27 protein-coding genes are annotated in these 25453 nt (G+C 59.4%); 13 read left to right on the forward strand and 14 right to left on the reverse strand.

Translation table 11 applies throughout. From position 1 onward, the window contains the following. Nucleotides 1–92: 92 nt before the first annotated feature. Both ACR0CE_RS07810 and secG read right to left on the reverse strand, forming a co-directional pair. The gene (locus tag ACR0CE_RS07810) at nt 93–1736 is read right to left on the reverse strand and encodes a CTP synthase (protein WP_209504292.1); all 1644 of its coding nucleotides are present in this window, start codon (nt 1734–1736) and stop codon (nt 93–95) included. Between the two features lie 160 nt (nt 1737–1896). Beyond that, complete coding sequence (gene secG, locus ACR0CE_RS07815; protein ID WP_209504291.1) at nt 1897–2259, reverse strand: preprotein translocase subunit SecG; 363 nt, start codon at nt 2257–2259, stop codon at nt 1897–1899. A gap of 150 nt (nt 2260–2409) precedes the next feature. Here secG and nthA point away from each other — a divergent pair, with 150 nt between their 5' ends. The 5 genes from nthA (at nt 2410) to ACR0CE_RS07840 (ending at nt 5779) form a co-directional block, all read left to right on the forward strand. Next, nucleotides 2410–3024: a nitrile hydratase subunit alpha gene (nthA, locus tag ACR0CE_RS07820; RefSeq protein WP_209504290.1), complete on the forward strand. Its 615-nt coding sequence runs from the start codon at nt 2410–2412 to the stop codon at nt 3022–3024. Next, complete coding sequence (nthB, locus tag ACR0CE_RS07825) at nt 3021–3698, forward strand: nitrile hydratase subunit beta (RefSeq protein WP_480831742.1); 678 nt, start codon at nt 3021–3023, stop codon at nt 3696–3698. Before nthA ends, nthB begins: the two co-directional genes overlap by 4 nt. Then, nucleotides 3695–4024 (forward strand): nitrile hydratase accessory protein, encoded by a 330-nt coding sequence (locus tag ACR0CE_RS07830; protein WP_480505660.1) that lies wholly within the window; start codon nt 3695–3697, stop codon nt 4022–4024. The genes nthB and ACR0CE_RS07830 overlap by 4 nt, the downstream gene beginning before the upstream one ends. Nucleotides 4025–4247: 223 nt before the next feature. Further along, nucleotides 4248–5543 carry an adenylosuccinate synthase gene (locus ACR0CE_RS07835; RefSeq protein ID WP_209504287.1) on the forward strand — a complete coding sequence of 432 codons (1296 nt, stop codon included), beginning with the start codon at nt 4248–4250 and terminating at the stop codon, nt 5541–5543. Beyond that, a complete protein-coding gene (locus tag ACR0CE_RS07840; protein ID WP_480481534.1) occupies nt 5543–5779 on the forward strand; it encodes a DUF2842 domain-containing protein in 237 nt (78 codons plus the stop codon). Before ACR0CE_RS07835 ends, ACR0CE_RS07840 begins: the two co-directional genes overlap by 1 nt. Before the next feature lie 200 nt (nt 5780–5979). On the opposite strand, the gene ACR0CE_RS07845 is transcribed toward ACR0CE_RS07840, so the two are convergent. Next, nucleotides 5980–7599, reverse strand: a complete 1620-nt coding sequence (locus tag ACR0CE_RS07845; protein ID WP_480492681.1) for an RNA polymerase sigma factor — start codon at nt 7597–7599, stop codon at nt 5980–5982. Nucleotides 7600–7806: 207 nt separating this feature from the next. On the opposite strand from ACR0CE_RS07845, the gene ACR0CE_RS07850 reads away from it, so the two are divergent. Beyond that, a complete protein-coding gene (locus ACR0CE_RS07850; protein WP_480831744.1) occupies nt 7807–8514 on the forward strand; it encodes a thiamine diphosphokinase in 708 nt (235 codons plus the stop codon). Here ACR0CE_RS07850 and ACR0CE_RS07855 read toward each other — a convergent pair. The 4 genes from ACR0CE_RS07855 to ACR0CE_RS07870 are packed head-to-tail and all read right to left on the reverse strand — an operon-like array spanning nt 8459 to nt 11932. Further along, nucleotides 8459–9373: a DMT family transporter gene (locus ACR0CE_RS07855; RefSeq protein ID WP_480831746.1), complete on the reverse strand. Its 915-nt coding sequence runs from the start codon at nt 9371–9373 to the stop codon at nt 8459–8461. The genes ACR0CE_RS07850 and ACR0CE_RS07855 overlap by 56 nt on opposite strands. 45 nt (nt 9374–9418) lie before the next feature. Beyond that, a complete protein-coding gene (locus ACR0CE_RS07860) occupies nt 9419–9835 on the reverse strand; it encodes a GFA family protein (RefSeq protein WP_480831748.1) in 417 nt (138 codons plus the stop codon). A 20-nt stretch (nt 9836–9855) separates the two neighbouring features. Continuing rightward, the gene (locus tag ACR0CE_RS07865) at nt 9856–11229 is read right to left on the reverse strand and encodes an L-serine ammonia-lyase (protein ID WP_480831750.1); all 1374 of its coding nucleotides are present in this window, start codon (nt 11227–11229) and stop codon (nt 9856–9858) included. Nucleotide 11230: 1 nt separating this feature from the next. Beyond that, entirely contained in the window at nt 11231–11932 is a 702-nt protein-coding gene (locus ACR0CE_RS07870; protein WP_480831752.1) for a glutathione S-transferase family protein, read from the reverse strand. A 167-nt stretch (nt 11933–12099) separates the two neighbouring features. Here ACR0CE_RS07870 and rpiA point away from each other — a divergent pair, with 167 nt between their 5' ends. The 6 genes from rpiA to ACR0CE_RS07900 all read left to right on the forward strand — a co-directional run bounded on the left by rpiA (nt 12100) and on the right by ACR0CE_RS07900 (nt 18301). After that, nucleotides 12100–12888 (forward strand): ribose-5-phosphate isomerase RpiA, encoded by a 789-nt coding sequence (rpiA, locus tag ACR0CE_RS07875; protein ID WP_209504279.1) that lies wholly within the window; start codon nt 12100–12102, stop codon nt 12886–12888. A gap of 124 nt (nt 12889–13012) precedes the next feature. Then, entirely contained in the window at nt 13013–14371 is a 1359-nt protein-coding gene (gene gor / locus ACR0CE_RS07880) for a glutathione-disulfide reductase (RefSeq protein ID WP_480773611.1), read from the forward strand. A gap of 72 nt (nt 14372–14443) precedes the next feature. Next, a complete protein-coding gene (gene hflK / locus ACR0CE_RS07885) occupies nt 14444–15586 on the forward strand; it encodes an FtsH protease activity modulator HflK (protein WP_480831754.1) in 1143 nt (380 codons plus the stop codon). Nucleotides 15587–15589: 3 nt separating this feature from the next. Then, complete coding sequence (gene hflC, locus ACR0CE_RS07890; protein WP_267363981.1) at nt 15590–16486, forward strand: protease modulator HflC; 897 nt, start codon at nt 15590–15592, stop codon at nt 16484–16486. After that, on the forward strand, nt 16486–16680 hold the full coding sequence (locus ACR0CE_RS07895; RefSeq protein WP_480476484.1) for a DUF2065 domain-containing protein: 195 nt from the start codon (nt 16486–16488) through the stop codon (nt 16678–16680). The genes hflC and ACR0CE_RS07895 overlap by 1 nt, the downstream gene beginning before the upstream one ends. A 127-nt stretch (nt 16681–16807) precedes the next feature. Beyond that, a complete protein-coding gene (locus ACR0CE_RS07900; protein ID WP_480831756.1) occupies nt 16808–18301 on the forward strand; it encodes a DegQ family serine endoprotease in 1494 nt (497 codons plus the stop codon). Between the two features lie 218 nt (nt 18302–18519). Here ACR0CE_RS07900 and ACR0CE_RS07905 read toward each other — a convergent pair whose 3' ends face one another. The 5 genes from ACR0CE_RS07905 to ACR0CE_RS07925 all read right to left on the reverse strand — a co-directional run bounded on the left by ACR0CE_RS07905 (nt 18520) and on the right by ACR0CE_RS07925 (nt 22755). Continuing rightward, nucleotides 18520–19188, reverse strand: a complete 669-nt coding sequence (locus tag ACR0CE_RS07905; RefSeq protein WP_480481510.1) for a Crp/Fnr family transcriptional regulator — start codon at nt 19186–19188, stop codon at nt 18520–18522. A gap of 114 nt (nt 19189–19302) precedes the next feature. Continuing rightward, complete coding sequence (locus ACR0CE_RS07910; RefSeq protein ID WP_267363984.1) at nt 19303–19908, reverse strand: inner membrane-spanning protein YciB; 606 nt, start codon at nt 19906–19908, stop codon at nt 19303–19305. 16 nt (nt 19909–19924) lie between these two features. Then, nucleotides 19925–20827, reverse strand: a complete 903-nt coding sequence (locus ACR0CE_RS07915) for an EamA family transporter (protein ID WP_480476492.1) — start codon at nt 20825–20827, stop codon at nt 19925–19927. Between the two features lie 88 nt (nt 20828–20915). Further along, a complete protein-coding gene (gene ftsY, locus ACR0CE_RS07920) occupies nt 20916–22058 on the reverse strand; it encodes a signal recognition particle-docking protein FtsY (protein WP_480831758.1) in 1143 nt (380 codons plus the stop codon). Between the two features lie 58 nt (nt 22059–22116). Continuing rightward, the gene (locus tag ACR0CE_RS07925; RefSeq protein WP_480831760.1) at nt 22117–22755 is read right to left on the reverse strand and encodes a lysoplasmalogenase family protein; all 639 of its coding nucleotides are present in this window, start codon (nt 22753–22755) and stop codon (nt 22117–22119) included. A gap of 140 nt (nt 22756–22895) precedes the next feature. On the opposite strand from ACR0CE_RS07925, the gene ACR0CE_RS07930 reads away from it, so the two are divergent. Then, the gene (locus ACR0CE_RS07930) at nt 22896–23291 is read left to right on the forward strand and encodes a hypothetical protein (RefSeq protein ID WP_480831762.1); all 396 of its coding nucleotides are present in this window, start codon (nt 22896–22898) and stop codon (nt 23289–23291) included. Here the strand turns inward: ACR0CE_RS07930 and ACR0CE_RS07935 are convergent, their stop codons facing one another. Continuing rightward, nucleotides 23292–23933, reverse strand: a complete 642-nt coding sequence (locus ACR0CE_RS07935; protein WP_480831764.1) for a glutathione S-transferase family protein — start codon at nt 23931–23933, stop codon at nt 23292–23294. Nucleotides 23934–23936: 3 nt separating this feature from the next. Continuing rightward, nucleotides 23937–25421, reverse strand: a complete 1485-nt coding sequence (gene xseA / locus ACR0CE_RS07940) for an exodeoxyribonuclease VII large subunit (protein ID WP_480831766.1) — start codon at nt 25419–25421, stop codon at nt 23937–23939. Nucleotides 25422–25453: the final 32 nt, after the last annotated feature.

Genomic DNA, 25453 nt, shown 5'->3' on the forward strand with positions numbered 1-25453 from the left:
GAAATGCAAAAGCAGAAAACCTGCCTCTCCACTCAGTTAAGAGGTCAGTCCCCACGAAACAACGTGGGGTGACAGTCCGACACAGTCAGGGATCAAACCAGGCGCGAGGTGTCTTTCGCGGCCCGCACAAATTCGCGAAACAGCGGATGCGGGTCAAACGGCTTGGACTTCAGTTCCGGATGGTACTGAACGCCGATGAACCACGGGTGATCCGCCCATTCCACGATTTCGGGCAGACGTCCGTCCGGCGACATGCCCGAAAACTTCAGGCCCGCTTTTTCAAGTTTGTCGCGATACTTGATGTCCACCTCATAGCGGTGGCGGTGACGTTCCTCGATCTGCGTGCCGCCATAGACCTCGGCCACTTTGGATCCGTCCGCCAATACTGCGTTGTAAGCGCCAAGGCGCATTGTGCCGCCCTTGTCATCGCCGACCTTGCGCTCGACCTTGTGGTTGCCCTGTACCCACTCCTTGAGGTGATAGACCACCGGTTCAAACCGTTTCTTCCCGGCCTCATGGTCGAATTCCTCGGACCCGGCTTCGGTGATGCCCGCAGCGTTTCGTGCGGCCTCGATCACCGCCATCTGCATGCCAAGACAAATGCCCAGATAGGGAACCTTGTGCTCGCGCGCATATTGCGCCGCCTTGATCTTGCCTTCGGTGCCACGCTCGCCAAAACCACCGGGGACAAGGATGGCGTGGAAGCCTTCCAGATGCGGGGCTGCGTCTTCGGTATCGAAAACCTCGGCATCCACCCACTCGATCTTGACCTTCACGCGGTTGGCCATACCGCCATGGGTCAGCGCCTCGGCAATCGACTTATAGGCGTCTTCAAGTTGCGTGTATTTGCCGACAATTGCCACTTTCACTTCGCCTTCGGCGTTGTGGATGCGGTCGCTGACATCTTCCCATTTGGCCAGATCGGGCTTGGGGGCGGGGCTGATCTGGAAGGCATCCAGAACGGCCTGATCCAGCCCCTCGCGGTGATAGGCCAGCGGCGCGTCGTAAATGGTGGACAGGTCCTGTGCCGCGATCACGCTGTCTGGACGCACGTTGCAGAACAGGGCCAGCTTTTCCCGTTCCTTGGTCGGGATCGGCCCTTCAGACCGGCAGACCAGAATATCGGGTGCCAGACCGATCGAGCGCAGTTCTTTCACCGAGTGCTGGGTCGGCTTGGTCTTCAACTCACCCGACGCTTTGATGTAGGGCAGCAACGTCAAATGCATAAAGATACACTGGCCGCGTGGTTTGTCCTGACTGAACTGTCGGATGGCTTCAAAGAAGGGCAGGCCTTCGATGTCACCCACAGTACCGCCAATCTCACACAGCATGAAATCAACCTCATCCTCGCCGATGGCGATGAAATCCTTGATCTCGTTGGTGACGTGCGGGATCACCTGAATGGTCTTGCCGAGGTAATCGCCGCGGCGCTCTTTCTCCAGAACATTGGAATAAATCCGGCCCGAGCTGACCGAGTCGGTCTTGCGTGCCGCGACACCGGTGAACCGTTCGTAATGGCCAAGGTCCAGATCGGTCTCGGCGCCATCATCAGTGACAAATACTTCGCCATGCTCAAAGGGCGACATCGTGCCGGGATCGACGTTCAGATAGGGGTCCAGCTTGCGCAGACGCACCGAATAACCGCGGGCCTGCAACAAAGCGCCCAAAGCTGCCGAAGCCAGCCCTTTGCCCAAGGACGAAACCACACCACCGGTGATGAAAATAAAACGTGCCATAGTTTTTCGGCTGCTCCCGTGAGACGTCAAAATCAGCTGCCCGGCGGCTCCGAAAAACCGCTGCATCACGGGACTTCACGTATAAAGGATTCGCGCCAAAAGCGCAAGAGAACCGCAAGATGCTGTTGCAGTCCTCTCTCAGGTTTCTAGGTTTTGTGGATCAATCCGCCTGCGGGATCAGCGGCGCGTTGTCGTCCTGTGCCGGCGGCAGAAGATCATCAACCGACGGAATAGCCGGTGCGCTTTCCTCGGTCGAAGCCGGTGCCGGAACGCCCAGACGGTCGATTACCGAGCTGCCCGAAGATTTCTGAGCCGCAAGAATGGTCAGCGTGATCGAGGTGACGATGAAACACGCTGCAAGTATCCAGGTCAGCTTGCCCAAAGCCGTCGCTGCCGCGCGACCGGTCATCGCACCACCGCCACCGCCCATGCCAAGGCCACCGCCTTCAGACCGCTGCATCAGGACAACGGCGATCAGGCCCAGAGCCAGAAGAAGATGGATGATGAGAACGACGTTTTCCATGGTGGTCCTGTACAGCGTGGCGTGTATCGCGTGGTACTTATGCAAGTTTGCCAGCGGGGGCAAGTCAGGAGTTGGCATCAACTTCCTTGATGTATCCCATCACGTCAAAGGGACTGGACAGTGCGTTGAGTTGTGACGCAGGCTGCGGCCATGCCACATGACGATCACGACCACCCGCATGCCCTGTTGCCACCCGAACCCGCATTGCGCGTCAAAGCGCTTGAGACGATTCTGACTCGCAAAGGGCTGATCGATCCGGCGGCTCTGGATGAGATCATCGACACCTATCAGAACAGGATCGGGCCGCAAAACGGTGCGCGCGTCGTTGCCAAAGCCTGGAGCGACCCTGCCTTCAAAGCCGCCCTGCTTGAAGACGCCACTCCGGTCGTAGCCGACCTTGGCTACTATGGCCGCCAGGGCGAACATATGGTGGTTGTCGAGAACACACCGGATCGGCACAACATGGTCGTCTGCACCCTGTGCAGCTGTTACCCTTGGCCACTGCTGGGTATCCCGCCCGGATGGTACAAGTCCGACGCCTACCGAGCCCGCGCGGTGCGAGAACCGCGCAAGGTGCTGGCCGAGTTCGGCGTCACCTTGCCCCAAGACACCTCTGTACGGGTTTGGGATTCGACGGCCGAAATTCGCTACCTTGTCTTGCCCATGCGCCCTGAAGGCACAGACGGGATGAACGAAGATGAACTAACCGCGCTTGTGACGCGCGACAGCATGATCGGCACGGGCCTTCCGAGGGTGCCCGCATGACCCGCGTTCACGATATGGGAGGCCGTTTCGGTGATGGTCCGATACGTCCAGAGGCAGAGGATGCGCCGGTCTTTGCCGAAGACTGGCACGCCCGCGCTCTTGCGGTCACACTTGCATCTGGGTTTCTGGGGCAGTGGAACATCGACGTTTCACGCCACGCGCGCGAACGCCTGTCCCCGAAGGACTACACCCGGTTTTCGTATTATGAGAAATGGATATCCGGTCTGGCCGATCTGCTTGTCGAAAAGAGTGTTCTGACATTGGAAGATCTGCGTGGCGTACGTGGCGACAAACCGCACCCCTTGGCAGACAGAGCGCTCAAGGCGGAAGCGGTGTCCGCAGCGCTGGCCAAAGGCGGGCCCGCGGACAGGCCTTCCAATGTTGCGGCGCTGTTTTCTGTGGGGCAAGAGGTTGTCACGGTCCGACCGGCAGCAAATCGCCTCGTGGATGGGGGGCACACGCGCCTGCCTGTTTATGCATCCGGTGCCAGGGGCCGAATCCTGCGCCTGCACGGAACCCATGTTCTGCCCGATTCCAATGCGCATGGGTTGGGTGAAGCGCCAGAGCCGATTTATGCAGTGGCCTTTGCGGCATCAGAGCTCTGGGCCGCCCCCGAACATCCCGCCGACCAGGTGGTTCTGGACCTCTGGCAAAGCTACTTGGAACTGGTATGAATGATTGTATCTCATACGGAGCCCCCGAGCCGGTTTTTGCTGAGCCCTGGCACGCTCAGGTTTTTGCCGTCACCGTCGCGCTGAACGAGGCCGGGCGGTTCGAATGGTCGGATTGGGCGGCGCGCTTTTCAGCGATACTGAAACGCAATGGACTTGCCCGGGAACTGGATGGCGGTGACGATTACTTCCACGCATGGCTGGAAACGCTTGAGACATTGCTGGCCGAACAGGGCGCTGCCATGCCGAAAGATGTGCAGGATGTGCATCAGGCCTGGGAAGAGGCTTACCTGACCACTCCGCACGGGCAACCTGTCCACTTACGATGACAGGGTAGGGGGCTCTGCCCCCGCCGCCCGTTCCGGGCGCCTCCCCCGGGATATTTACAGCCAGATGAAGCAAGGGATCCGCTCTTCATCTGGCTACAAATATCCCCGCCGGAGGCATCGCGCGCCCGCGCGATTTTCCTCTGCGGCGAAATATCGGTTTCCCTGCGGTTTTTGCCCCGCTATATGAGCCGGGTTTGATCACTCAGCACGAAAAGGACCGGATATGGCCAACGTGGTTGTTGTCGGCGCCCAATGGGGCGACGAAGGAAAAGGCAAGATTGTCGACTGGCTCAGCGAAAGGGCGGACGTAATCGCGCGTTTTCAGGGCGGTCACAATGCCGGTCACACGCTGGTGATCGACGGCGAGGTCTATAAGCTGCACGCGCTTCCTTCGGGTGTGGTACGCGGCGGCAAGCTGAGCGTTATCGGCAATGGTGTGGTTCTGGACCCCTGGCATCTGGTCAATGAGATCGCAACCATCCGGGCGCAGGGTGTTGAAATCACTCCCGACACGCTGATGATTGCCGAAAACACGCCGCTGATTCTGCCGATTCACGGCGAGTTGGATCGTGCGCGCGAGGAAGCTGCGAGCAAAGGCACCAAGATCGGAACAACCGGTCGCGGAATTGGCCCGGCCTATGAAGACAAGGTTGGGCGGCGTTCCGTTCGCGTTGCCGATCTGGCGGACGAAGCCACGCTGGAGGCCCGCGTGGACCGAGCATTGCAACACCACGATCCGTTGCGCAAGGGTCTGGGTATCGAGCCGGTTGACCGCGACGCGCTGATTGCTCAGCTCAAAGAGATCGCGCAACAAATTCTGCCGTTTGCGGCACCTGTCTGGAAAGTGCTGAACGAAAAGCGCAAAGCCGGGAAACGCATCCTGTTTGAAGGAGCGCAGGGCGCGCTGCTGGATATCGATTTCGGCACCTATCCCTTTGTGACGTCGTCAAACGTGATTGCGGGGCAGGCGGCAACCGGTGTTGGTATCGGCCCAGGCTCGATCAATTTCGTGCTTGGCATTGTTAAGGCCTATACCACCCGTGTTGGAGAAGGGCCGTTCCCGACCGAGTTGGAAGACGCAGACGGTCAGCGTCTGGGTGAACGCGGGCACGAATTCGGGACGACAACAGGCCGCAAGCGCCGCTGCGGCTGGTTCGACGCCTGTCTGGTGCGCCAGACCTGCGCCACCAGCGGCGTGAACGGTATCTCGCTGACCAAGCTGGATGTTCTGGACGGGTTTGAGACCCTTAAGATCTGCACCGGGTATGAGCTGGATGGCGAGCGTTTGGATTACCTTCCAACCGCAGCTGATCAGCAAGCCCGCTGTACCCCGATTTATGAAGAAATGCCGGGGTGGAGCGAATCGACCGAAGGCGCGCGCAGCTGGGCCGATTTACCTGCAAATGCGATCAAATATGTACGTCGGGTCGAAGAACTGATCGAATGCCCGGTGGCACTTTTGTCCACCAGCCCGGAGCGGGATGACACCATTCTGGTGACAGACCCCTTTGCCGACTGATGAGCGAAAAACAGAAGACAGGGTTGAGTTACAAGGCACGCCGGCGCTGGTCGCTGGTGATCCTTGTGCTTGGCCTTCCGCTGTACATCATCGCTGTTGTGACGATCGTGAACTTGCTGGGGCGTCCTCCGATCTGGATTGAGTTGCTGGTTTATATCGTGCTGGGCATCCTTTGGGCCCTGCCGTTCAAGTTTGTGTTTCGCGGCGTCGGTAAAGAAGACCCCGATCAGTCCTAGCGCTCGTCAGGTACGTGTAAATGACCGGGCCTGCTGAGCACTGCGCAGGATTACGCGCGGTCCTCGGAGGTATTTTGTCGGCTGTCTGGTATCAGTCGAAACGCTCGGGCTTTGTCATTCAGGGCAGGAGTATGGTCCAACGGCAAAAAGCAAAAAGGCCGGGGGTAAACCCGGCCTCGCTTGTGAACCTTCCAGTGTGATCAGCCAACGGCACGCTCGTCATCGGGGCGAAAACCGATCAGGTTGGACGCCGCGAAACGCCCGCCTCCGGCTTTCTCGATCTTGCCATCGCGCAGCAACTGTCCAAAAGAACGCAGGCTTTCTTCGCGATTGAACTCGTCCTGTTTCAGTGAACGCACCTTGTTCATCAGCTGCGGGCGCGAAAACTGCTCCTGACCTTCGATGAAGGACAGATATGCGGCAGCCGCTTCCAGAAGATCAGGCAGCGATTGCGCACCCTGTTCCTGTGCAAACTGTGCGAAACCGCCTTCCTCCGATCCGGTTGCTTCCTGGTCTGCGGTGACACGACGTGGCGAGACCGGGCTTGCGGATGTTCCGTGTTCATCCACCCGCTGCTCGGCCACCAGCTTGAGCGGCGCTGGAGCTTCCGGTGCCGGACGCATGCTGGTTACCTTGATTTCGGGTCGCCGTGGGCTGACCACGGATGCCAGATCGCCGCGATATTCCCGGTCGGCCGCCTCTTCCGAGCGTGCCTGACCGTCGCGGTCGGCTTCGGTGGCTGCGACGGCGGTGCGCAAGTGCGAATAGGTTTCGCGCGCATCGCTGCTGCTGGGGTCATCCATATGCTCGCCGGTCTTTGCCATCAGGCGCGACATATCCTGATCGGGATCCGCATCGTCCGCCAGTTTTTGGCTCGAACGACCGGACAGGTGCTGTTCGATCTCGGAAATTTCGGTCAGCAGGTGCATTTCGTCGTCTGCCGTCAAAACACCCTGCGCCAGGTCTTCCTCGACCGGTTCATCGTCGGATTCAATTGCTACGTCTTCTACGTTGAGGATGTTGGGGGCATCCTCTTCGTCGAAATCGTCTTCGGCAACGTCTGCAAGATCAGCGAACAGAGGCTCGGCGGCGGTCTGATCCGCCACCGGTGTGTCTTCGATCTCGTCGATTTGCAAGGGCTGGGGGGTCAGGGGCGCCTGCAGGTCAACGTCTTCTTCGATCTGAGTTTCAGCAACTTCGGGGATCAGCGCATCAGCTGTCTCAGCCGCTTGCGGTTCTTCAGCTTCCTGATCCTGCATCTCGTCAATCGCAGGTGCCGCAGGCACTTCGGTTTCCTGGGCTTCAGGCTCTGTGGGCTCGGCAAAGTCTTCCGCGCTGAGCGCACCGGCCTCAAACGCGGCGGCCACTGCATCTACCGGGGGGGCGGTATTGGCCAACAGCGGTGAGTCTTCGTCTTCGGAATACTCGGCCGCGGGCACATCGGAATGAGAGACGACTGCGCGAATGCGTTGCAGTTTCGCCGCGATGCTGTCAGCGGCCGGGGGTGGGGTGTCCGCGACAGGTTCCGCTTCGGCGAACCCGGTCTGCGCAGGGGCCGGTTGTGGCTGAACGTGAGCGGGAGTTTCGGCAACATTGATCGTGGCCGTGTGCGGGGCCGGCTCTTCAGCAGCGACAGGGGTTTCGGTTGTCTGAGTGGCGCGCAGCAACAGGCCGGATTCGTTCTGACGGGCTTCGACGCGCTGCGACGCATCGCGCCGGGCGATGCGGGTCAGCATTTCGGCATCAGGTTGCGGGGGTTCCGAGCCGAAGTAACGATCATCCGCTGCGAGATCGCGGAAATACTCGGCGATGGCTTTCATCGTTTCAAAGGAATCATCAAATCCTTCCAAAGTGCAGGAGAAGGTTCCATATGAAACGGTTAATACCTTGTTATTCTGTACCATCAGACGCACGTCCTTTACAAACTACGAGAGCCCACTTACCCGGAATCGGGAGCACACGAAGGCTCTGAACTTTATGCATGAACCTATCATTTTGTGGTCTTAATGTGTCCAAATCCGGGAAAAATGGCCAATCTTAGGAAAATCGAGCCAATTGTACGCTCTATCGATCCAATCGGGCTGTTCGGAGGGGGATTTATCGGATCTGGAGACCTGAATCTGGTGCTGAATCGCGTCAATTCGGTCGTTGCCGCCGATGGCGGAGCGGACATTTTGACAGAATCAGGCCGGATTCCCGATGCGGTGATTGGTGACTTCGATTCGCTGAGCAAAGCGACGCAAGCTAAAATTCCCACGGATCGCCTGTTTGCCATCCGCGAACAGGACAGCACCGATTTCGACAAGGCCCTGCGCAATCTGCACGCTCCGCTGGTTCTGGGGGCTGGGTTTCTTGGCGGGCGACTTGATCATCAACTGGCCGTTCTGAACGTTCTGGTCCGGCGGCAGGATCAGGCCTGCATATTGCTGGGCGAACGTGAACTGGTTTTTCATGCGCCGCCAGAGATCAAGCTGCCGGTTGCGCCCGGCGATGTGGTCTCGCTGTTTCCGATGCAGCCGGTGACGGGGTGCAGTACCGGGCTGGAATGGCCGATTGATAATCTGGCCTTTCAGCCGGACGGGCAGGTGGGAACATCCAACCGTGCACTGGCGCCTGTCGAGCTGAAGATGGATGGGCCGGGCCTGCTGGTGATGATCCCGCGCACAGCACTTGATCCGCTTATGCAGGTGTTTCTGTCGGGGCAGACCGGGCGCTGGCCCGCTCGCGCAGAATGACATACAGGCCTGCGGCAATGGTTATGACGATGCCAACCGCAGCCAATCCATCGGGCAGGTCGCTGAAAATCACCCATCCGATCAGGGTTGCAACCGGGATTTCCAGATACTGCATCGGGGCCAGTGTGGCAGAGGGCGCATAGCGCAGCGACCACGTCATCAGCAGATGCGCGACCGTACCCAACACCCCGATCGCAATCAGCAGCCAGTTCAAATCGCTGGATGGCAGGGTCATCGAGAGCTCTTGAATGTTCATTTGCGTGCCAATCAGAAGGAGCGGAGCCAGAAGGATCGTCGCAAATACGCCGGACACGGCTTGCAACGACACCGGATCGGTCTCTTTCGCGACTTGCCGGGTGACCAGCATGAACAAGGCAAAAACCACGGCAACGATCAGTGGCAGCAACGCAGGTGCACCCACCTCGGCAAAGCTGGGTTGAATGACCAGTAACGTGCCAATGAACCCGACGATGCAGGCAGCAAGACGGCGGGAACCGACCTCTTCCTCCAGAACATATTTGCCCAGCAGCAGCATGATGAATGGCATGACGAAGGCAATTGCAACGGCATCCGCCAATGGCAGGAATTGCAGCGCACTGAACATGGCCGAAATGCCGATGATATGCAGCAGCGTCCGTAGCAGGGTCAGCCGCAGGATCCGTCCGCGCATCCGCCAGGGTCGCCCCGTCACCGCAACCAGCGGGATCAGGATCACCGCTTGCACCGCGAAACGGACCATGACCAGCAGACCCAGCGGTGTGGTTTCACCCAACAGCTTCGCCATCGCATCCCCCAAGGGTGCGAGCACGCAAAAACCAAGCATCAAAAAGATGCCAAAGACGGGTCTGTCCTGGGTCATGAGCGCGACGCTATCTGTTTCGCGACGCAGAGGGAAGCGCTGTTGTCAGCGGTCGGGCAGGGGCTGAACCTTGGTGTAATCCGGCCCGTTGCAGGTGGGCAGACCATCCTCCAATTTCAGCCATTTCAGCTTTTCTTCATGCGCGACATGCAACGTTGGTTCCAGCGCTTCAGGAGCGCCCAGCGTCGCGACATATAGGTGCACCACATCCGACATGGCGGTTGACCGGAAGGACATCGGCGTGCCGCAGTGCGGGCAGAAGCTGCGCTCGATACCGGGAGAGGAGTTAAAGCGCTTGGGCTCTTCACCGATCCACCGCCAATGACCATCGCGAACTCCGAAATACGTTGTCATCGGCGCTGCGCATTGGCGGCGGCAACTGTCGCAATGGCAGGTGACGCATGAAAGTACCGGAGGGTCGACCTCGAACCGGATCTTGCCGCACAGACAATGCCCACGCATGTCGCCCCTCGCTTTCTGTTTCAACAGTTCGGTACGTTCACAGCCAGACCACCCAGCGAGGTTTCCTTGTATTTCTCATGCATGTCATGGCCGGTTTGGCGCATCGTCTCAATCACCGCGTCCAGCGGCACGAAATGCTGACCGTCCCCGCGCAAGGCCAGTGAGGCGGCTGAAACTGCTTTGATAGCGCCTAACCCGTTTCGTTCGATACAAGGAACCTGAACCAGTCCGGCAACAGGGTCGCAGGTCATGCCCAGATGATGCTCCAGCGCGATCTCAGCGGCATTTTCCACTTGCTCGGGGGTTCCCCCCATCACGGCGCAAAGCCCGGCTGCCGCCATGGCAGCCGCGCTGCCAACTTCGGCCTGACATCCCGCTTCGGCACCCGAGATCGAGGCGTTGTATTTCACCAACCCGCCAATGGCCGCTGCGGTCAGCAGGAAATCTTCGATATGGCTTTCGGACGCGCCCGGTACGTGATCCAGGTAATAGCGCAGAACAGCGGGCAGAACACCTGCGGCCCCGTTGGTGGGCGCGGTGACAACCTGCCCGCCCGCCGCGTTTTCCTCGTTGACCGCCATGGCATAGACGCTCATCCAGTCGTTGATCGTGTGCGGCGCGGTCAGGTTCATGCCGCGCTCGGCCATCAGCGCATCATAGATGCCTTTCGCGCGGCGGCGCACTTTCAAACCGCCGGGAAGGATGCCGTCAGTGGTCAAGCCACGTTCGATACAGGCATTCATGACGTCCCACAAACGGGCCGATCCTTTCGCGAAACTGTCGGCGCAGCCCCGCGCGATCTCGTTTGCGCGCTTCATCCCGGCTATGGTCTTGCCACTGGATTTGGCCATCTCAAGCATTTCTGCGGCGGATTTGAATGGGAACGGGACCGGGTCGCCTTCATCGGTATCTTTCCCCTCGGCCAGTTCTTCCTCGGTCAGGACAAAACCGCCGCCGATCGAATAATACACCTGCCGCAGGATCACATCGCCCTGTGCGTCGGTGGCCATCAGGATCATCCCGTTGGCGTGCCCGGGCAAATTGTTGTCGTAGTCAAAGATCAGATCCGCCTTGGGATCGAACTGAAGCGTCGGCAGGCCTTCGGGCGTTACGGTGTGCGTGCGGGCGATATCGGCCAGCGCGGCCTCGGCCTTTTCGTTGTCATAGGTGTCGGGAACAAAGCCCGCCAGACCCAGAATGGTCGCCCGATCGGTCGCGTGGCCGACGCCGGTGAAGGCAAGCGAGCCGTGCAGCGATCCTTTCAGACCGGTAAATTCAAAGGGGGACGCGCGCATCATGTCCAGAAAGCGCGCCGCGGCCACCATCGGGCCCATTGTGTGCGATGAAGACGGGCCAATGCCCACTTTGAACATATCGAAGACAGATAGGAACATATCAGATAGCCGAGCCTTCCGGGGGATTAGCGTAAGTAGGGGATGTGAAGGGTGTAACGCCCAAACCTTCCGCAGCGATTGCCGAACGGGTGGCAGGGCGTGTCTCAAGGTGCAGAAGCATTTTCAGCAGATGCGGCGTGTCGGCCTGTTGATACCAGCTGCGGTCAGCACTTACTGGGTACAGGGCCATCCAGCGCATCATGCAGGCGACATAATAGGTCAGAACCGATGGGACACCTGCGCGAAACCACTCAGGTCCGCGTTGCGCCAGCGCATCCAGCAGCCGCAGGTGCTGCTGCAACCGGGGTCGGATGCCCGCGCGCAGCGTGTCGGCCTGTGAGGCGTCTATGTATTTTTCAGCGTAGAACAGGATGCGCAGATCCGCATGCAACGTGTTGGACGCGAAGAACAGCCATTTCAGAAATCCGGCGCGTTCAGGATCATCCGCCGCCGGGGCCAGTTGACCATGGCGCTCTGTCAGCCAAAGCAGGATCGCCGCGGTTTCAAAGATCGGGCCCTGCGGCGTTTCCAGTACCGGGATCAGCCCGTTGGGATTAAGCGACCGGTACGCGTCGCTGTCCTGCTCGTTCTGGCGGCGGTCCACCACCACGGTTTCATAAGCTACGCCCATCTCGTTCAGTGCCAGCCGGATCACCAGCGAGGCGTTGTCAGGGGCGTAATGCAGGCGGTACCGGGTCAACATGCGCGCAACTTACAGCGCAAAGATGTGGGTGTAAGACATGATTGCGACTTTTCCGACAGGAAACGCGTAGTCCTGAGACATCTTAACACCTGTCGGATCGCAAAATGGGGTCGCAGTCGCCTGACGCATTCCCTATAACTCCGTCAGAATAAACTGGGAAAGCTGCCATGACCAGAGATCTGTCGCCAATCGACACCGCGAAATATGTTGCCGCGTACCGTGCCGCCGACATGGTTGAAGACGGGATGCGTGTCGGTCTTGGAACAGGATCGACAGCCGCCTGGCTGGTGCGCCGTCTGGGTGAACGGGTGCGCGAAGACGGCCTGCGGATCAAGGGTGTTCCGACCTCGACCCGCACGGCGCAGCTTGCCCGCGAGGTTGGTATCGACGTCATTTCACTGGATCAGGCCGGTTGGCTGGACATGACCATCGATGGCGCGGATGAGTTCGATCAGGACCTGAACCTGATCAAGGGCGGTGGCGGTGCGCATCTGCAGGAAAAGATTGTGGCCACGGCCAGCGACCAGATGATCGTCATCGCCGATGCAGGCAAAGAAGTTGAAACTCTGGGGGCCTTTCCGCTGCCTGTCGAGGTCATTCCCTTTGGCTGGCAGACAACGCGCACATTGATCGAGGAAGCCCTGGATACGATGGATGTGCTTGGGACATCCTCGGCGCTGCGCATGAATGGCGAGGCGCCGTTTGTGACCGATGAGGGCAACCACATCCTTGACCTGCACCTCAAGCGCATCGGCAACCCGCGCCAGATGGCGCTGATCCTGAACCAGGTGCCCGGTGTTGTGGAAAATGGCCTGTTCATCGACATCTGCGACAAGGTCGTGATCGGCCATGGCGATGGCCGGGTCGAGCTGCGTGATATCAACGCGGGCACGGTCGAACTGGATCAGCTGCTCAGCGGGTCGCGCGATAACCTGTTTTCCGATTTTTCGGACTGAGTATCGTGCAGGTCCCTTCGGCAAGTGGCTATGAAAGTTCGAATTTTCCGCGCCGGGGGTTGGCACAGGGTTTTTTACGCCCAGATATCCAGAGAATTTTGCAAGTTGAATGAAGGAACCCGGCATGAGCTTTGACTATGATCTTTTTGTCATCGGCGGAGGTTCGGGCGGGGTCCGCGCGGCGCGTGTTGCGGCGGGCGAAACCGGTGCCAAGGTCGCGCTGGCCGAAGAAGACCGGTATGGCGGCACCTGTGTGATCCGGGGCTGCGTGCCAAAGAAGCTGATGGTCTTTGCCAGCGAATACTCGGGCATGGTCGGGGATGCGCAGGCCTATGGCTGGGACATTCAGCCCGGCGCGTTCAACTGGAACACTTTCCACGGCAAGCTGGTGGCCGAGCTTGATCGGTTGGAAGGGATATATCGCAATATCCTGAAGAACAACGGCGTCGAAAGCTTTGACCAGCGTGCGCGCCTTGTGGATGCCCACACGGTCGAGCTGGCCGACGGAACCCGCAAAACGGCCAAACACATTCTGGTCGCCACCGGCGGTCGCCCGGTTGTTCCGGATTTCCCGGGCTCGGAACTGGCGATTACGTCGAACGAGATATTCCACCTGGACAAGCTGCCTGAAAGCATCCTGATCGTAGGGGGCGGTTATATCGCCTGTGAATTTGCCGGGATCATGAACGGGCTGGGGGTCAGGACGACTCAGTTCTATCGCGGCGCACAGATCCTTCGGGGGTTTGATGACGAGGCGCGTGGACTGATCAGCGAAGAAATGTGTCAGAACGGCATCGACCTGCATCTGGGCACCAATGTGCTCGAGATGAAAAAGCAGGGCGACAAGATCTGGGTCAAGGCCACCAACGGCTCCGAGCAGAGTTTTGATGTGGTAATGTATGCCACGGGCCGTGCGCCGAATGCCGATAACCTTGGGCTGGAGGCTTTGGGCGTTGAACGCGGCCGTAAGGGCGAGATCATCGTGGATGAATACAGCCAGACCGCTGTGCCTTCGATCTTTGCCATTGGCGATGTGACGGACCGGGTGAACCTGACACCGGTTGCGATCCGCGAGGGGATGGCCTTTGTGGAAACCGTGTTCAAGGGCAATCCGACACCGGTGGATCACGACTTGATTCCGACCGCGATCTTCACTCAGCCTGAGATGGGAACTGTCGGCCTCAGCGAAGAAGAGGCAGCAGAACAGGAACCGATTGAGGTTTATGCCACATCTTTCAAGCCGATGCAGAAATCCTTTGCTGGCGGCACGCAGCGGGTACTGATGAAACTCATCGTCTCTCAGGCCACGCGCAAGGTGCTGGGTTGCCATATTGTCGCCCCCGGTGCCGGCGAGATGATCCAGCTGGCGGGAATCGCCGTAAAGATGGGCGCGACCAAGGAAGATTTTGACCGCACGGTTGCAGTTCACCCGGTCATGGCCGAAGAACTGGTGACAATGCGGCAACCTGTGCGCACGGCTTGATTTGCAAGCGCGCGCACACAGGTTACAAGGGAACCCGTGATCACACGGTCCAAAACGAAGGAAAAGATACATATGGCGGGCAACAGCGGCGGCCCCTGGGGGGGCGGAGGCTCATCCGGTGGCGGAGGAAATCAGGGTAACAACGGGAACGGGCGCAAGCCTCCCGAAAGCGATGGCCCGCATATTCCCGAGATCGATGAACTGATGAAAAAAGGCCAGGAGCAGCTGCGCGTCCTCATGGGCGGCCGTGGCGGCGGTGGCCGTGGCGGTAGCGGTGATCAGGGCGGTGGCGGTCCGGCCTTTACCAAGGGCACCCTGCTGCTGGGTGGCGTCGCCGCTCTGGTGATGTGGGGCGTGGCCAGCGCCTATACGGTCAAACCCGAAGAGCAATCAGTTGAACTGCTGTTTGGCCGCTTCTCGGGGATCGGTACAGAAGGTCTCAACTTTGCCCCATGGCCGGTTGTGACGGCCGAAGTTATTCCGGTGAAGGTCGAACAGACGGAAACCATCGGCTCGGGTGGTCGTGGAAGCGATGCGGGTCTGATGCTGACGGGTGATGAAAACATCGTCGATATCGATTTTCAGGTGGTCTGGAACATCTCCAATCCGGCAGATTTCCTCTTCAACCTGCGCGATCCCAGACAAACGATTCAGGCGGTTTCGGAATCCGCGATGCGCGAAATTATCGCGCAATCTTCGCTTGCGCCGATCCTGAACCGCGACCGTGCGGTTATCGCGGAACGGCTTGAGGAACTGATCCAATCCACGCTCGACAGCTATAGTTCAGGCATCAATATTGTTCGTGTGAACTTTGATGGTGCCGACCCGCCAGAACCGGTCAAGGACGCATTCCGTGAGGTACAGTCAGCGGGTCAGGAACGTGACCGGCTTGAAAAGCAGGCTGATGCCTATGCCAACCGGGTTCTCGCCGGTGCCCGTGGTGAAGCGGCGCAGGTTCTGGAAGAAGCCGAAGCCTATCGCGCCCAGGTCGTGAACGAGGCGCAGGGTGAGGCCAGCCGCTTCAGCGCGGTTTTGGCCGAATACGCCAAAGCGCCGGACGTGACGCGCAAGCGTCTGTATCTTGAGCGGATGGAGCAGGTCCTTGGCGACGTAAACAAGATCATTCTGGATGAGAATGCCGGTGGGCAGGGGCAGGGCGTGGTCCCGTATCTGCCGCTGAACGAATTGCGCCGCAACTCGGGCGAGGGGAACTAAAAGATGCGTAAATCAACTTTTGTTCTGCCCATCATTTTTGTTCTTGTGGTGGCTGCGCTGTCCTCGATCTTCATCGTCGATGAACGTGAAAAAGCACTGGTTCTGCAATTCGGTCGCGTCATTGATGTCAAGGAAGATCCGGGTCTTGCGTTCAAGATTCCGGTCATTCAAGAAGTCGTCCGCTATGACGACCGTATTCTGAGCCGCGAGGTCGGACCACTGGAGGTGACACCTCTGGATGACCGCCGTCTGGTGGTTGACGCATTTGCACGTTATAGGATTACCGATGTGCGCCAGTTCCGCGAAGCGGTGGGTGCGGGCGGTATCGATACCGCAGAACAGCGGCTGGATTCCATTTTGCGGGCGAAAACGCGCGAAGTTTTGGGTTCCGTCAGCTCGAACGATATCCTCAGCTCGGACCGGGCGGCGCTAATGCTGCGCATCCGCAATGGGGCCATTACCGAAGCGCGTGATCTGGGGCTCGAGGTGATCGACGTCCGGCTCAAACGCACTGACCTGCCGCAAGCCAACCTCGAAGCCACCTTTGCGCGTATGCGTGCCGAACGCGAGCGTGAAGCGGCAGATGAAGTGGCCCGTGGTGAGGAAGCTGCACAGCGTATCCGCGCGCAAGCCGATCGTACAGTGGTGGAACTGGTGTCGGATGCCCGTCGCGAATCTGAAATTGTTCGCGGTGAGGCCGACGCCGAACGCAACGCGATCTTTGCGGATGCCTACGGAGCAGACCCCGAGTTCTTTGAGTTCTACCGCTCTCTGTCAGCCTATGAAAATGCGCTTCAGGGCGGAAACAGCTCGTTGGTGCTAAGCCCGGATTCGGACTTCTTCAACTACCTCAGTTCGCCATCAGGTCGGCGGGCACCGGTGGCGGCGCCGTCCGAATGATGGGCATGATCCTTCTGGCCTTCGGGCTGGTACTGATTGTCGAGGGGCTGGCCTATGCGCTGGCCCCTTCGCTTATCGAACGGATGCTGGAGGCGCTGCGCGCCATGCCCGTACAGGCCCGGCGTCTGGCCGGGTTGCTTTGTGTTGTCAGTGGTTTGATCCTGCTCTGGGGGGCATATCAACTGGGCTTTTGACGGGGCGGTTTCACGTGCGGGTGATTTCGCTGCGATCCCGAGTTGCTCACCGGGTTAAACTGACTACATTGGAAACTAAGAAAGGCCGATACAGGCCTTGGCAAGATTGTCGACAAGGAGAGCTCAAGTGCAGGCAAAAGCGCGCAGTTTATCCGTCCGATGGGACGACGTGAGTGTTTGGATGCGGCTAATGTGGCTGGCCTTTGCTGGTACACTGCTTGTGCTGGCGCAGTCGGTTTCCGCTCAGGCCAGAAGCGAAAGCCTTGCGCCCTTGGCGGAAAAGATCAGCCCGGCCGTGGTGAACATCACCACAAGCACCCTGATCGAAGGTCAGACAGGTCCGCAGGGCATCGTGCCCGAGGGGTCTCCGTTCGAGGATTTCTTTCGCGAGTTTCAGGATCGCAACGGCGGCAATGACAACGGCCCGCCCCGACGCAGCAACGCCCTTGGGTCGGGTTTTGTGATCTCTGAAGATGGCTACATTGTCACCAACAATCACGTCATTGCGGAAGCTGATGAAATCCTTGTGGAGTTCTTCCCCGGCGACGGGCAGCCCAAAAAAGAACTGGTGGCCAAGGTCATCGGAACCGATGAGAAAACCGACATTGCACTGCTCAAGGTCGAGGCATCCGGCCCCTTGAAATACGTGCAATTTGGCGACAGCGACGTGGCGCGTGTGGGTGACTGGGTTATTGCCATGGGCAACCCGCTGGGCCAGGGCTTTTCTGTGTCCGCTGGTATCGTATCGGCCCGCAACCGGGCGCTCAGCGGATCTTATGACGATTACATCCAGACAGATGCGGCGATCAACCGGGGCAACTCGGGTGGTCCGTTGTTCAACATGGACGGCGAAGTGATCGGCGTGAACACCGCGATCCTGTCGCCCAACGGTGGCTCGATCGGCATCGGCTTTTCGATGGCGTCGAACGTGGTAGTGAAGGTTGTCGATCAGCTGCGCGAGTTTGGTGAAACCCGGCGCGGCTGGCTGGGTGTCCGCATTCAGGACGTGACCGAGGACATGGCCGAGGCCATGGGGCTGGAAAAGCCCGGTGGCGCGCTGATCAGCGATGTTCCGGAAGGCCCCGCCCAGGAGGCCGGTCTGAAAGCAGGCGACGTGATCATCAGCTTTGACGGTGTCGAGGTCGAAGACACCCGTGGTCTGGTCCGTCAGGTTGGCGAAACAGAAGTCGGCAAAGCTGTCCGGGTCATTGTGCATCGCGATGGCGGCACGCAGACAATTCTGGTCACGCTGGGACGCCGCGAAGACGCAGAAAGCAAAGAAGATGACGAAGAAGAAACGCAGGATGCTCCGGTCGAAGAAAACGCCGATATTCTCGGGCTGACCATCTCCCCGCTCACAGATACGCTGCGTGCGGATATGGGATTGGATGCAGATGCCCAAGGTCTGGTGATTTCGAGTGTTGACGAAGCGTCTGAGGCTTACGCGAAAGGGTTGCGCGCGGGTGACCTGATTACGGAAGCGGGTCAGCAAAAGGTGGAAACCATCGCGGACCTGGAAGCCCGAATGGACCAATCGCGAGAGGCTGGGCGGAAATCCCTGCTGCTTTTGGTCCGCAGGGGGGGCGAGCCGCGATTTGTGGCGCTAAGCCTGGAAGAGTGATTTGAAAAGGCCGGGACAAGCGCCCGGCCTTTTTCATTGCCTGAACACCTGAAGAGGCATGCAGAAAGAAAATGAGCCATACGCAGTAATTGCGTATGGCTCAGATACAGGGAGAGATCAGTGGACAGATATCGGGGATGATTCTCTGACCTCCTACGGTAACAACTTCACCTTAGGTCAACACGAACCCTCTCGTATGTGAACCAGATCACACTGGTTCAGATAAGTTCGGAATCGGCCAGTTCCCGCAATGCGTCGAAATCCTGAATCAGCAATCCGCCGCGCGAGGATTCGACAATATTGTCGCGTTTCCAGATCGAGATTGTCTTGGAAACGGCCTCGCGCGTAGCCCCGACAAATTCGGCAAGCTCGCTCTGCGACAGGGTGATGCGCTGCGTTGGGTCGTCCTGCAATTCCGACAGATGCAGCAGCTTTCGGGCCAGTCGAATGGGCATGGGCAAAAAGACCTGCTCGTTCAGCTGCAACCCCATCCATCGCATCCGCAGCCCGGCCAACCGGATCAGATCCACGGCAAGGTCAGGCTGTTTTCTGATCTGGTTCATGACGTCATTGCGACGCACACGCAGGACGCGCGATGGCTCGGCCGCGGCAATAGTCGCCGTACGCGGGCCGTTGTCAAACAGAGCGATCTCGCCAAAAACTTCACCTGGGCGCATCAGCGTCAATGTCAGTTTCCGGCCGCTCATCGCCAGAAAGGACACTTCAAGCGTGCCTTCCAGAATGGCATAGAGCGAATCCCCTTCATCGCCTTGTTCGAAAAGGGTTTCTCCTTGAGCCAGCGAGATGTCGGTCGCTTGCGCCGAAAGCATCTCTCTAAGCCCGTCGGAGGCTTCGGAAAGGAAGCCGCTGGTGGGAAAGGCCGTCATGTATACACCGATCTTGGGCAAGGTGTGAGTGTGGGTGGTGATACAACTTCCCATAGCTCGGCGGCTAAGCCAAGAATTTTGTTTGTTTTTGCAGGTATGGCGACGTCAGGGCAGTTATTTCTGTTCCGGGTCGTCCATGTAGCGTTGCAAGATGCTGAATTGCAGCATCAGGAAGGCCATCAGCGCGATGGGAAATCCGAAGGTTTCGATCTTGACCCAAAGGTCGGTCGACATGGTGCGCCAGACAAACTCGTTTGCGGCGGCCAGAACAGCGAAACAGGCGCATAGGCGGCGCGTCAGAATCATCCAGCCCTCGTGCTTCATCGGCAGCATTTCATCCAATACGTAGGCCAGATAAGATTTCTTTTGCAGCAAGCCGATGCCAAGGATCAGGGCGAACAGGCCATAGACAAGCGTGGTTTTCATCTTGAAAAACCGCTCGTCATTGAACCATGCGGTCAGGCCGCCAAAGAAAATGACCATGAAGGCCGTGAAAATCTGCATCCGGCTGAGTTGGCCGGTGAGGTACCACAGGATACCCATTGCCCCCAGCATCAGGGGGACGAAGATAATCGTGGCGATGATAAAGCCGGAATATTCGGTACCACCGATCAGAAAGCTGTCATCACGCAAGCGCAGGTAGATGAAGAAGAAGGCCAGCGGCGGGCCAAGCTCCAGCACCTGTTTCAGAAATGGGTTGATGTCTTTTTTGCCTGTCATCGGTATGTCCTGCTGCTTACCCGCCCATTTCAACTATTACTGCGCCGAGTGCAATCAATGCCATCAATGCAATGCGTCTTGGGCCAACGGTCTCCTTCAGGACAAGCCAGCCGATCAGCGCCGCAAAGACGGTTGAGGTTTCGCGCAGCACGGCGGCTTCGCCGACTTTGTCCAGCCGCGTGGCCAGCATGATCGACCCGAAGGACAAAGGCGCGATGATGCCGCCAGCCAGACCCCGCAGCATCAGCGGGCCGGGCGCAGGGCGATGTGTCATCGCGCGCCATCTGAGGAAGGCGTAGACCGGCATCGCCGCGCCGTCGATCATGAAGAACCAGGCCAGAAATGTGAACGGGTCGGCGGTGGCGCGAATGCCATAGGCGTCATAGGTGGTGTAGAGGGCGACAAACAGGCCCGTGATGATCGCCAGGACCAGCGCAATTCCCAGCGTGTCCCGGTTGGTTTCAAGAAACCGGAAATTATAGGCGGCCAGGCCGAATATCCCGGCCAGCAGGGTTGCGACGCCCAGCCACTGCACGGTCGAGAATGTTTCACCGAACAGAAGATAGGCACCAATGACCGTAAACAGCGGGCCTGTCCCGCGCACGACGGGATAGACGACCGTGTAGGACCCTTTGGTGTACGCCGCGGCCTGCAGCGTCTTGTAGGCAATGTGGATCAGCCAGACGAGGGCGAAGATCGGCCACATATGAGGTTCAGGCCAGGGCACCACGAAAAAGGCAAACGGGGCGGCCATCAGACCATAGCTGGCGTCAATGGCACCGCGGGACAGCCATGGATCATGACGGCCTTTCTGCAGCGCCCCGAACGCGGCGTGCAGGAAGGCGGCCATCAACGCCAGTGCCAGCGCCAGTTGGTGACCGGCTTCGGTGCCTTCAAGTGAGATCAGCCAGTCGCTCAAATACGCAGACCTTTTGTAGGGCGGAGAGGGGTGGGGGCTGTCTGCCCCCACACCCCCGAGGATATTTAGGGCCAGATGAAGAGGCGGATCAGCCTTTGTCGAGCCCGGTCAGGGCGGCGGCGAATTCTTCGGGGTCGAAGGGGGCAAGGTCATCGATTTGCTCGCCCACACCGATAGCGTGGATCGGCAGGCCGAACTTGTCGGCCAGAGCGACCAGCACGCCGCCCTTGGCGGTTCCGTCCAGCTTGGTCATGATCAGGCCCGAGACATCGGCCAGCTTGCGAAAGGTTTCCACCTGGCTCAGCGCGTTCTGGCCTGTGGTGGCGTCGAGGACCAGCAAGGTGTTGTGCGGCGCGGTCTCGTCAACCTTGCGGATGACGCGGACGATCTTGGCCAGTTCCTCCATCAGGTCGGTGCGGTTTTGCAGGCGTCCGGCGGTGTCGATCATCAGCAGATCCGCGCCTTCGGCCTGAGCCCGGGTCAGCGCGTCAAAGGCGAGGCTGGCTGGGTCCGAGCCCTCGGGCGCTGTCAGAACCGGAACCCCGGCGCGGTCGCCCCAGACTTGCAGCTGTTCGACGGCCGCAGCACGAAAGGTATCACCGGCGGCGATGACGACTTTTTTGCCAGCCTGCTTGAACTGGCTGGCCAGTTTGCCGATGGTCGTGGTCTTGCCCGAGCCGTTGACACCGACGACCAGCACCACTTGTGGACGTTTGGGATAGATCGGCAGAGGCCTGGCCACGGGTTCCATCACGCGGGCCACTTCCTGCGCCAGCAACTGTTTGATTTCCCGGGTCGAAAGTTTGCGCCCAAAGCGCCCCTCGGCCATGTTCGAGGTGACACGCAGGGCGGTGTCGACGCCCATGTCAGAAGCAATCAGCAGCTCTTCGAGTTGCTCGAGCATGTCGTCATCCAGCGTGCGTCGCATTTCTGTGGCAGGGCTGCCACGGCTGAACAAGCGGTTCAGGATGCCTTTGGATTCAGGGATTTCTGGTGGCGGGGCAGCTGGTGTGGGATCCGCCGGGGCGGGGGCAGGTTGTTCAGCCGGTTCCTGCGCCGGTTCAGGGGTCGGGATTTCGGGAACCGGTTGCGGCTCGGGCTCAGGTTCGGGGAGGACAGGGTCGGGTGCGGCGGTTTCCTCGCCACCATCCTCGACGATGGCGTCCAGCCCCTGTTCGAGGCGGGATGAGGATTTGAACAGCTTGTCCTTTAGCTTTGAGAAAAACGCCATATTTGGTCTCCGCAGGTGTTCCTTTCACCTAATGCGGATTTGCGGCAGTTGCAAAGGGTCACGCAAAAGCGAAGACGAACCCAAATTGCGCGCCCCAGTAGAGCGGCCAGATCAGATAGGGAGTCAGCTTGTGGGCGGGATGGTTCGCAGGCAGCAGGAACTTTTCCGTTGCAAGGATCAGGTCGGACGCGATGAAGGCGATTGCAGCCGGAAACGCCCATCGCAGGGCACCTGTCTGGGGCAGCGCCAGCACGGTGATCCCCATGCCAAGGATGATCGGTATATAGGCCAGAACAGGGCCTTTGAGATCTCCGGCCCGAGAGGCAAGCAAGGTGGCCATGACAATGCCCAGAATGATCAGAGACCACACGATCGCGGGGGCGTCCCAGATCAGGCTGGCGGAACTGGCGGGATGCGAAAGAAACAAGGCGATATAGGCCAGATGCCCGGCGGCAAAAGCGGCAATACCAGCCATGAACGTGGCATCCGTTTCACGCGACAACAGCGCGTCCCCGGTCGCGCACAGTGCAAGCGCAACGGCCAGCATCCATGGGCCGCCCTGCAGAACCGCAATGACTGCCAACACGGCGACCGAGGTGGTTTTCAGCACAGTGCGCAAGGAACTGGCTGGTCGGGCCGTCAGGGGCAGGTATCCCAATGCGCAGCCTAGGGCGATCCAGAAGAGAAGGGTTGTCATGTCACCTCACCGCGGTTTTCGAATACCATCATCCCGAGTGGGGCAAATAATCAAGCGCTTACGTGGAGTTAAGCGTGTTTCGCCAACCCTCGGCCAAAGGGTGAATGGCATAGCGGGATCGCATCTGACACAATGGGCATATGTTCCGAGCGCTGATGATTCTCGCCTGCTTTGCCACGCCGCCCGCTGCGGCCCAGACCCCTTTGTCCGGCCCCGAATTCGACACCTATACGCAGGGCAAGACCCTGTTTTACGGGTTCGAAGGGCAGGTCTACGGGGTCGAACGTTATTTGCCCAACCGCCGCGTGATCTGGTCTTTTCTGGATGGCGATTGCAAGGAAGGTGTATGGTATCAGCAGGAAGAGCAGATTTGTTTCATCTACGAAGACCGGTTTGATCCGCAATGCTGGGTCTTTACGCGATCCGGTGGTGGCCTTGTCGCGCAGTTTGAAGGCGACCCGCAGGCGACCGAGCTGTACGAGGCGGAAGATATCGGGGAAGAAATGGTGTGTTATGGCCCCGACGTCGGTGTCTGACTAGGTTACCCGAAGCTCATCATAGCTGAGCATGACATGCTCCTGATATGCAGGTCTTTCTGTCAGCCTATCGTAATAGCGCCGCAGGTTGGGCAGGACCGCGCGGGATGTCGCGATGTCGTAATAGCGATAAAGGATATGTCCCAGCTGAATATCGGCCAGCGTCAGATCGGGCCCGCACAGGTAGGTGTTTTCTGACAGCCGGGTATCGGCAAGTGCCAGTTTGCTATCCAGCGCGGCAACGGCCTGCTCAATCGCGTTTTGGTCTTGCTGCGCCGGGGCGGTCCGGACAACCTGCCAGAACACAGGCACCGTGAAATCCATCGCAACGTTGATCTTGGCCCATTCCGCCCATTTGTCGACTTCGGCCCGTTGAACCGGGTCGCGTGGCCAGAACGCATTCCCGCCATAGGCATTCGCCAGATAGCGCAGGATTGCGCCGGTTTCCCACAGCGGTGGGTGATTGTCATCCTGTAGTACTGGGATGGTGCCGTTCGGGTTCAGCTTGCGAAAGGCATCGGTGTCCAGCCCGCCGAACCTGTGCCCTGCATCGTGGCGGTGAAAGCGCAGATCCAGCTCTCCGACGCACCACATCAGGGCCTGAACATTCGATGACGTTTTGCGGCCCCAGATTGTCAGCATGGCTTAGAATAACGATCCCTGATCTGGTGCATCCGGTTTGGATTTCCGGTTGGTCTGCTTTGCGGCTGTCCCGGTGCCAAGAATGCCATCGGCGAACTCGATGTCCAGCACCGTGTGTTTTGCGGCCTCGGCCTTGGTCGTGATGACATTCCCATCTGCGCGGACCACAGCATATCCGCGTTCCAGCGTCGCCTTGTAGCTGAGCGTTTCGCGCAGGCGGTCGGTGGCCTCCAACTGATGTTTCAGACGATCCAGCCGCGTGGTCTGCGCCGCGTTCATCCGGTCACCAAGCCGGGCAAGGTTTTGCGCGTGCAGGCCGATCTCGCGTTGAATCGGGCGCAGGGACAGGCGCGACGACAGGTTGCGCAGTGATTCCTGCCGGGCCGAGACCAGACCGCGCAGAGTTGACGGGCGCAGATGGGCTGACAGTTCCACCACTTGCAGGCGGCGGTTTTGCACTCCTCGCGTCAAAGCCGGGGTCAGGCGATCCGCAATCAAATCAAGGCGTTGCCGGGGGGAGTTCAACAGGCTGTCTGGGCGCGGCAGGGCGCGGGACAAATCGCGCAGCCTTTGCGAACGGCGCTGCACCGTGTCCGTTGCCGCGCGCGACAAGCGGGCGCCTTGCTCGCCGGTCCAGGCCAGCAGTTCGATGCGGACCGGCACGGCCAGCTCTGCCGCAGCTGTGGGTGTAGGCGCGCGGCGGTCCGAGACGAAATCGATCAGGGTCGTGTCGGTTTCATGCCCAACGGCCGAAATCAGCGGTATGTCCGATGCGGCGGCGGCGCGCGCGACACTCTCTTCGTTGAAGCCCCAAAGATCTTCGATCGACCCACCGCCACGGGCCACGATGATCAGGTCAGGACGGGGCAGTGCGCCGCCGGGTGTCAACTGGTTGAACCCTTCGATGGCGCGGGAAACCTCGGGGGCGCAGTTTGCGCCCTGCACGGCCACGGGCCAGATCAGCACCTTTCGCGGGAACCTGTCCCGAAGCCGGTGCAGAATGTCACGGATCACCGCGCCCGAAGGCGATGTCACGACGCCGATGATCTGCGGCAGATACGGCAGGGGCTTCTTGCGCTCGGGCGCAAACAGACCTTCGGCCTCAAGCTGTTTCTTGCGCTTTTCCAGCAAGGCCATAAGTGCGCCCTGACCGGCAACGGCAACTTCATCGACATTCAGGTTGTATTTGGACTGTGCGCCAAAAGCGGTCAGGCGACCGGTGACGACAACCTCCAGCCCTTCCTCTGGCACGACCGAGAGGCTGGAAACCTGACCTTTCCATGTCGTGCAGGCCAAAACGTTACGGTCGTCCTTGATGTCGTAGTACAGGTGCCCGGACCGGGCCTTGAACACGCGCCCGACTTCGCCGCGCACGCGGATTCGCCCGAACGCGCCTTCCAGCGTGCGCTTCACCTCGCCCGATACCTCGGAAACCGTGTATTCAGGGGTGTTTTGGCCCGGAATCGGGTCATCAAGCAGGTCGGACATTTCAGCGCCTTGTTTCAATTGCTCACCCAGCT

The organism is Ruegeria sp. L11 (assembly GCF_056531755.1).

Excerpts from the sequence above, each read along its gene's own strand:
- ACR0CE_RS07810 (WP_209504292.1), bottom strand. The coding sequence starts at position 1,736 with ATGGCACGTTTTATTTTCATCACCGGTGGTGTGGTTTCGTCCTTGGGC.
- secG (WP_209504291.1), bottom strand. The coding sequence starts at position 2,259 with ATGGAAAACGTCGTTCTCATCATCCATCTTCTTCTGGCTCTGGGCCTG.
- nthA (WP_209504290.1), top strand. The coding sequence starts at position 2,410 with ATGCCACATGACGATCACGACCACCCGCATGCCCTGTTGCCACCCGAA.
- nthB (WP_480831742.1), top strand. The coding sequence starts at position 3,021 with ATGACCCGCGTTCACGATATGGGAGGCCGTTTCGGTGATGGTCCGATA.
- ACR0CE_RS07830 (WP_480505660.1), top strand. The coding sequence starts at position 3,695 with ATGAATGATTGTATCTCATACGGAGCCCCCGAGCCGGTTTTTGCTGAG.
- ACR0CE_RS07835 (WP_209504287.1), top strand. The coding sequence starts at position 4,248 with ATGGCCAACGTGGTTGTTGTCGGCGCCCAATGGGGCGACGAAGGAAAA.
- ACR0CE_RS07840 (WP_480481534.1), top strand. The coding sequence starts at position 5,543 with ATGAGCGAAAAACAGAAGACAGGGTTGAGTTACAAGGCACGCCGGCGC.
- ACR0CE_RS07845 (WP_480492681.1), bottom strand. The coding sequence starts at position 7,599 with ATGAAAGCCATCGCCGAGTATTTCCGCGATCTCGCAGCGGATGATCGT.
- ACR0CE_RS07850 (WP_480831744.1), top strand. The coding sequence starts at position 7,807 with ATGGCCAATCTTAGGAAAATCGAGCCAATTGTACGCTCTATCGATCCA.
- ACR0CE_RS07855 (WP_480831746.1), bottom strand. The coding sequence starts at position 9,373 with ATGACCCAGGACAGACCCGTCTTTGGCATCTTTTTGATGCTTGGTTTT.
- ACR0CE_RS07860 (WP_480831748.1), bottom strand. The coding sequence starts at position 9,835 with ATGCGTGGGCATTGTCTGTGCGGCAAGATCCGGTTCGAGGTCGACCCT.
- ACR0CE_RS07865 (WP_480831750.1), bottom strand. The coding sequence starts at position 11,229 with ATGTTCCTATCTGTCTTCGATATGTTCAAAGTGGGCATTGGCCCGTCT.
- ACR0CE_RS07870 (WP_480831752.1), bottom strand. The coding sequence starts at position 11,932 with ATGTTGACCCGGTACCGCCTGCATTACGCCCCTGACAACGCCTCGCTG.
- rpiA (WP_209504279.1), top strand. The coding sequence starts at position 12,100 with ATGACCAGAGATCTGTCGCCAATCGACACCGCGAAATATGTTGCCGCG.
- gor (WP_480773611.1), top strand. The coding sequence starts at position 13,013 with ATGAGCTTTGACTATGATCTTTTTGTCATCGGCGGAGGTTCGGGCGGG.
- hflK (WP_480831754.1), top strand. The coding sequence starts at position 14,444 with ATGGCGGGCAACAGCGGCGGCCCCTGGGGGGGCGGAGGCTCATCCGGT.
- hflC (WP_267363981.1), top strand. The coding sequence starts at position 15,590 with ATGCGTAAATCAACTTTTGTTCTGCCCATCATTTTTGTTCTTGTGGTG.
- ACR0CE_RS07895 (WP_480476484.1), top strand. The coding sequence starts at position 16,486 with ATGGGCATGATCCTTCTGGCCTTCGGGCTGGTACTGATTGTCGAGGGG.
- ACR0CE_RS07905 (WP_480481510.1), bottom strand. The coding sequence starts at position 19,188 with ATGACGGCCTTTCCCACCAGCGGCTTCCTTTCCGAAGCCTCCGACGGG.
- ACR0CE_RS07910 (WP_267363984.1), bottom strand. The coding sequence starts at position 19,908 with ATGACAGGCAAAAAAGACATCAACCCATTTCTGAAACAGGTGCTGGAG.
- ftsY (WP_480831758.1), bottom strand. The coding sequence starts at position 22,058 with ATGGCGTTTTTCTCAAAGCTAAAGGACAAGCTGTTCAAATCCTCATCC.
- ACR0CE_RS07925 (WP_480831760.1), bottom strand. The coding sequence starts at position 22,755 with ATGACAACCCTTCTCTTCTGGATCGCCCTAGGCTGCGCATTGGGATAC.
- ACR0CE_RS07930 (WP_480831762.1), top strand. The coding sequence starts at position 22,896 with ATGTTCCGAGCGCTGATGATTCTCGCCTGCTTTGCCACGCCGCCCGCT.
- ACR0CE_RS07935 (WP_480831764.1), bottom strand. The coding sequence starts at position 23,933 with ATGCTGACAATCTGGGGCCGCAAAACGTCATCGAATGTTCAGGCCCTG.
- xseA (WP_480831766.1), bottom strand. The coding sequence starts at position 25,421 with ATGTCCGACCTGCTTGATGACCCGATTCCGGGCCAAAACACCCCTGAA.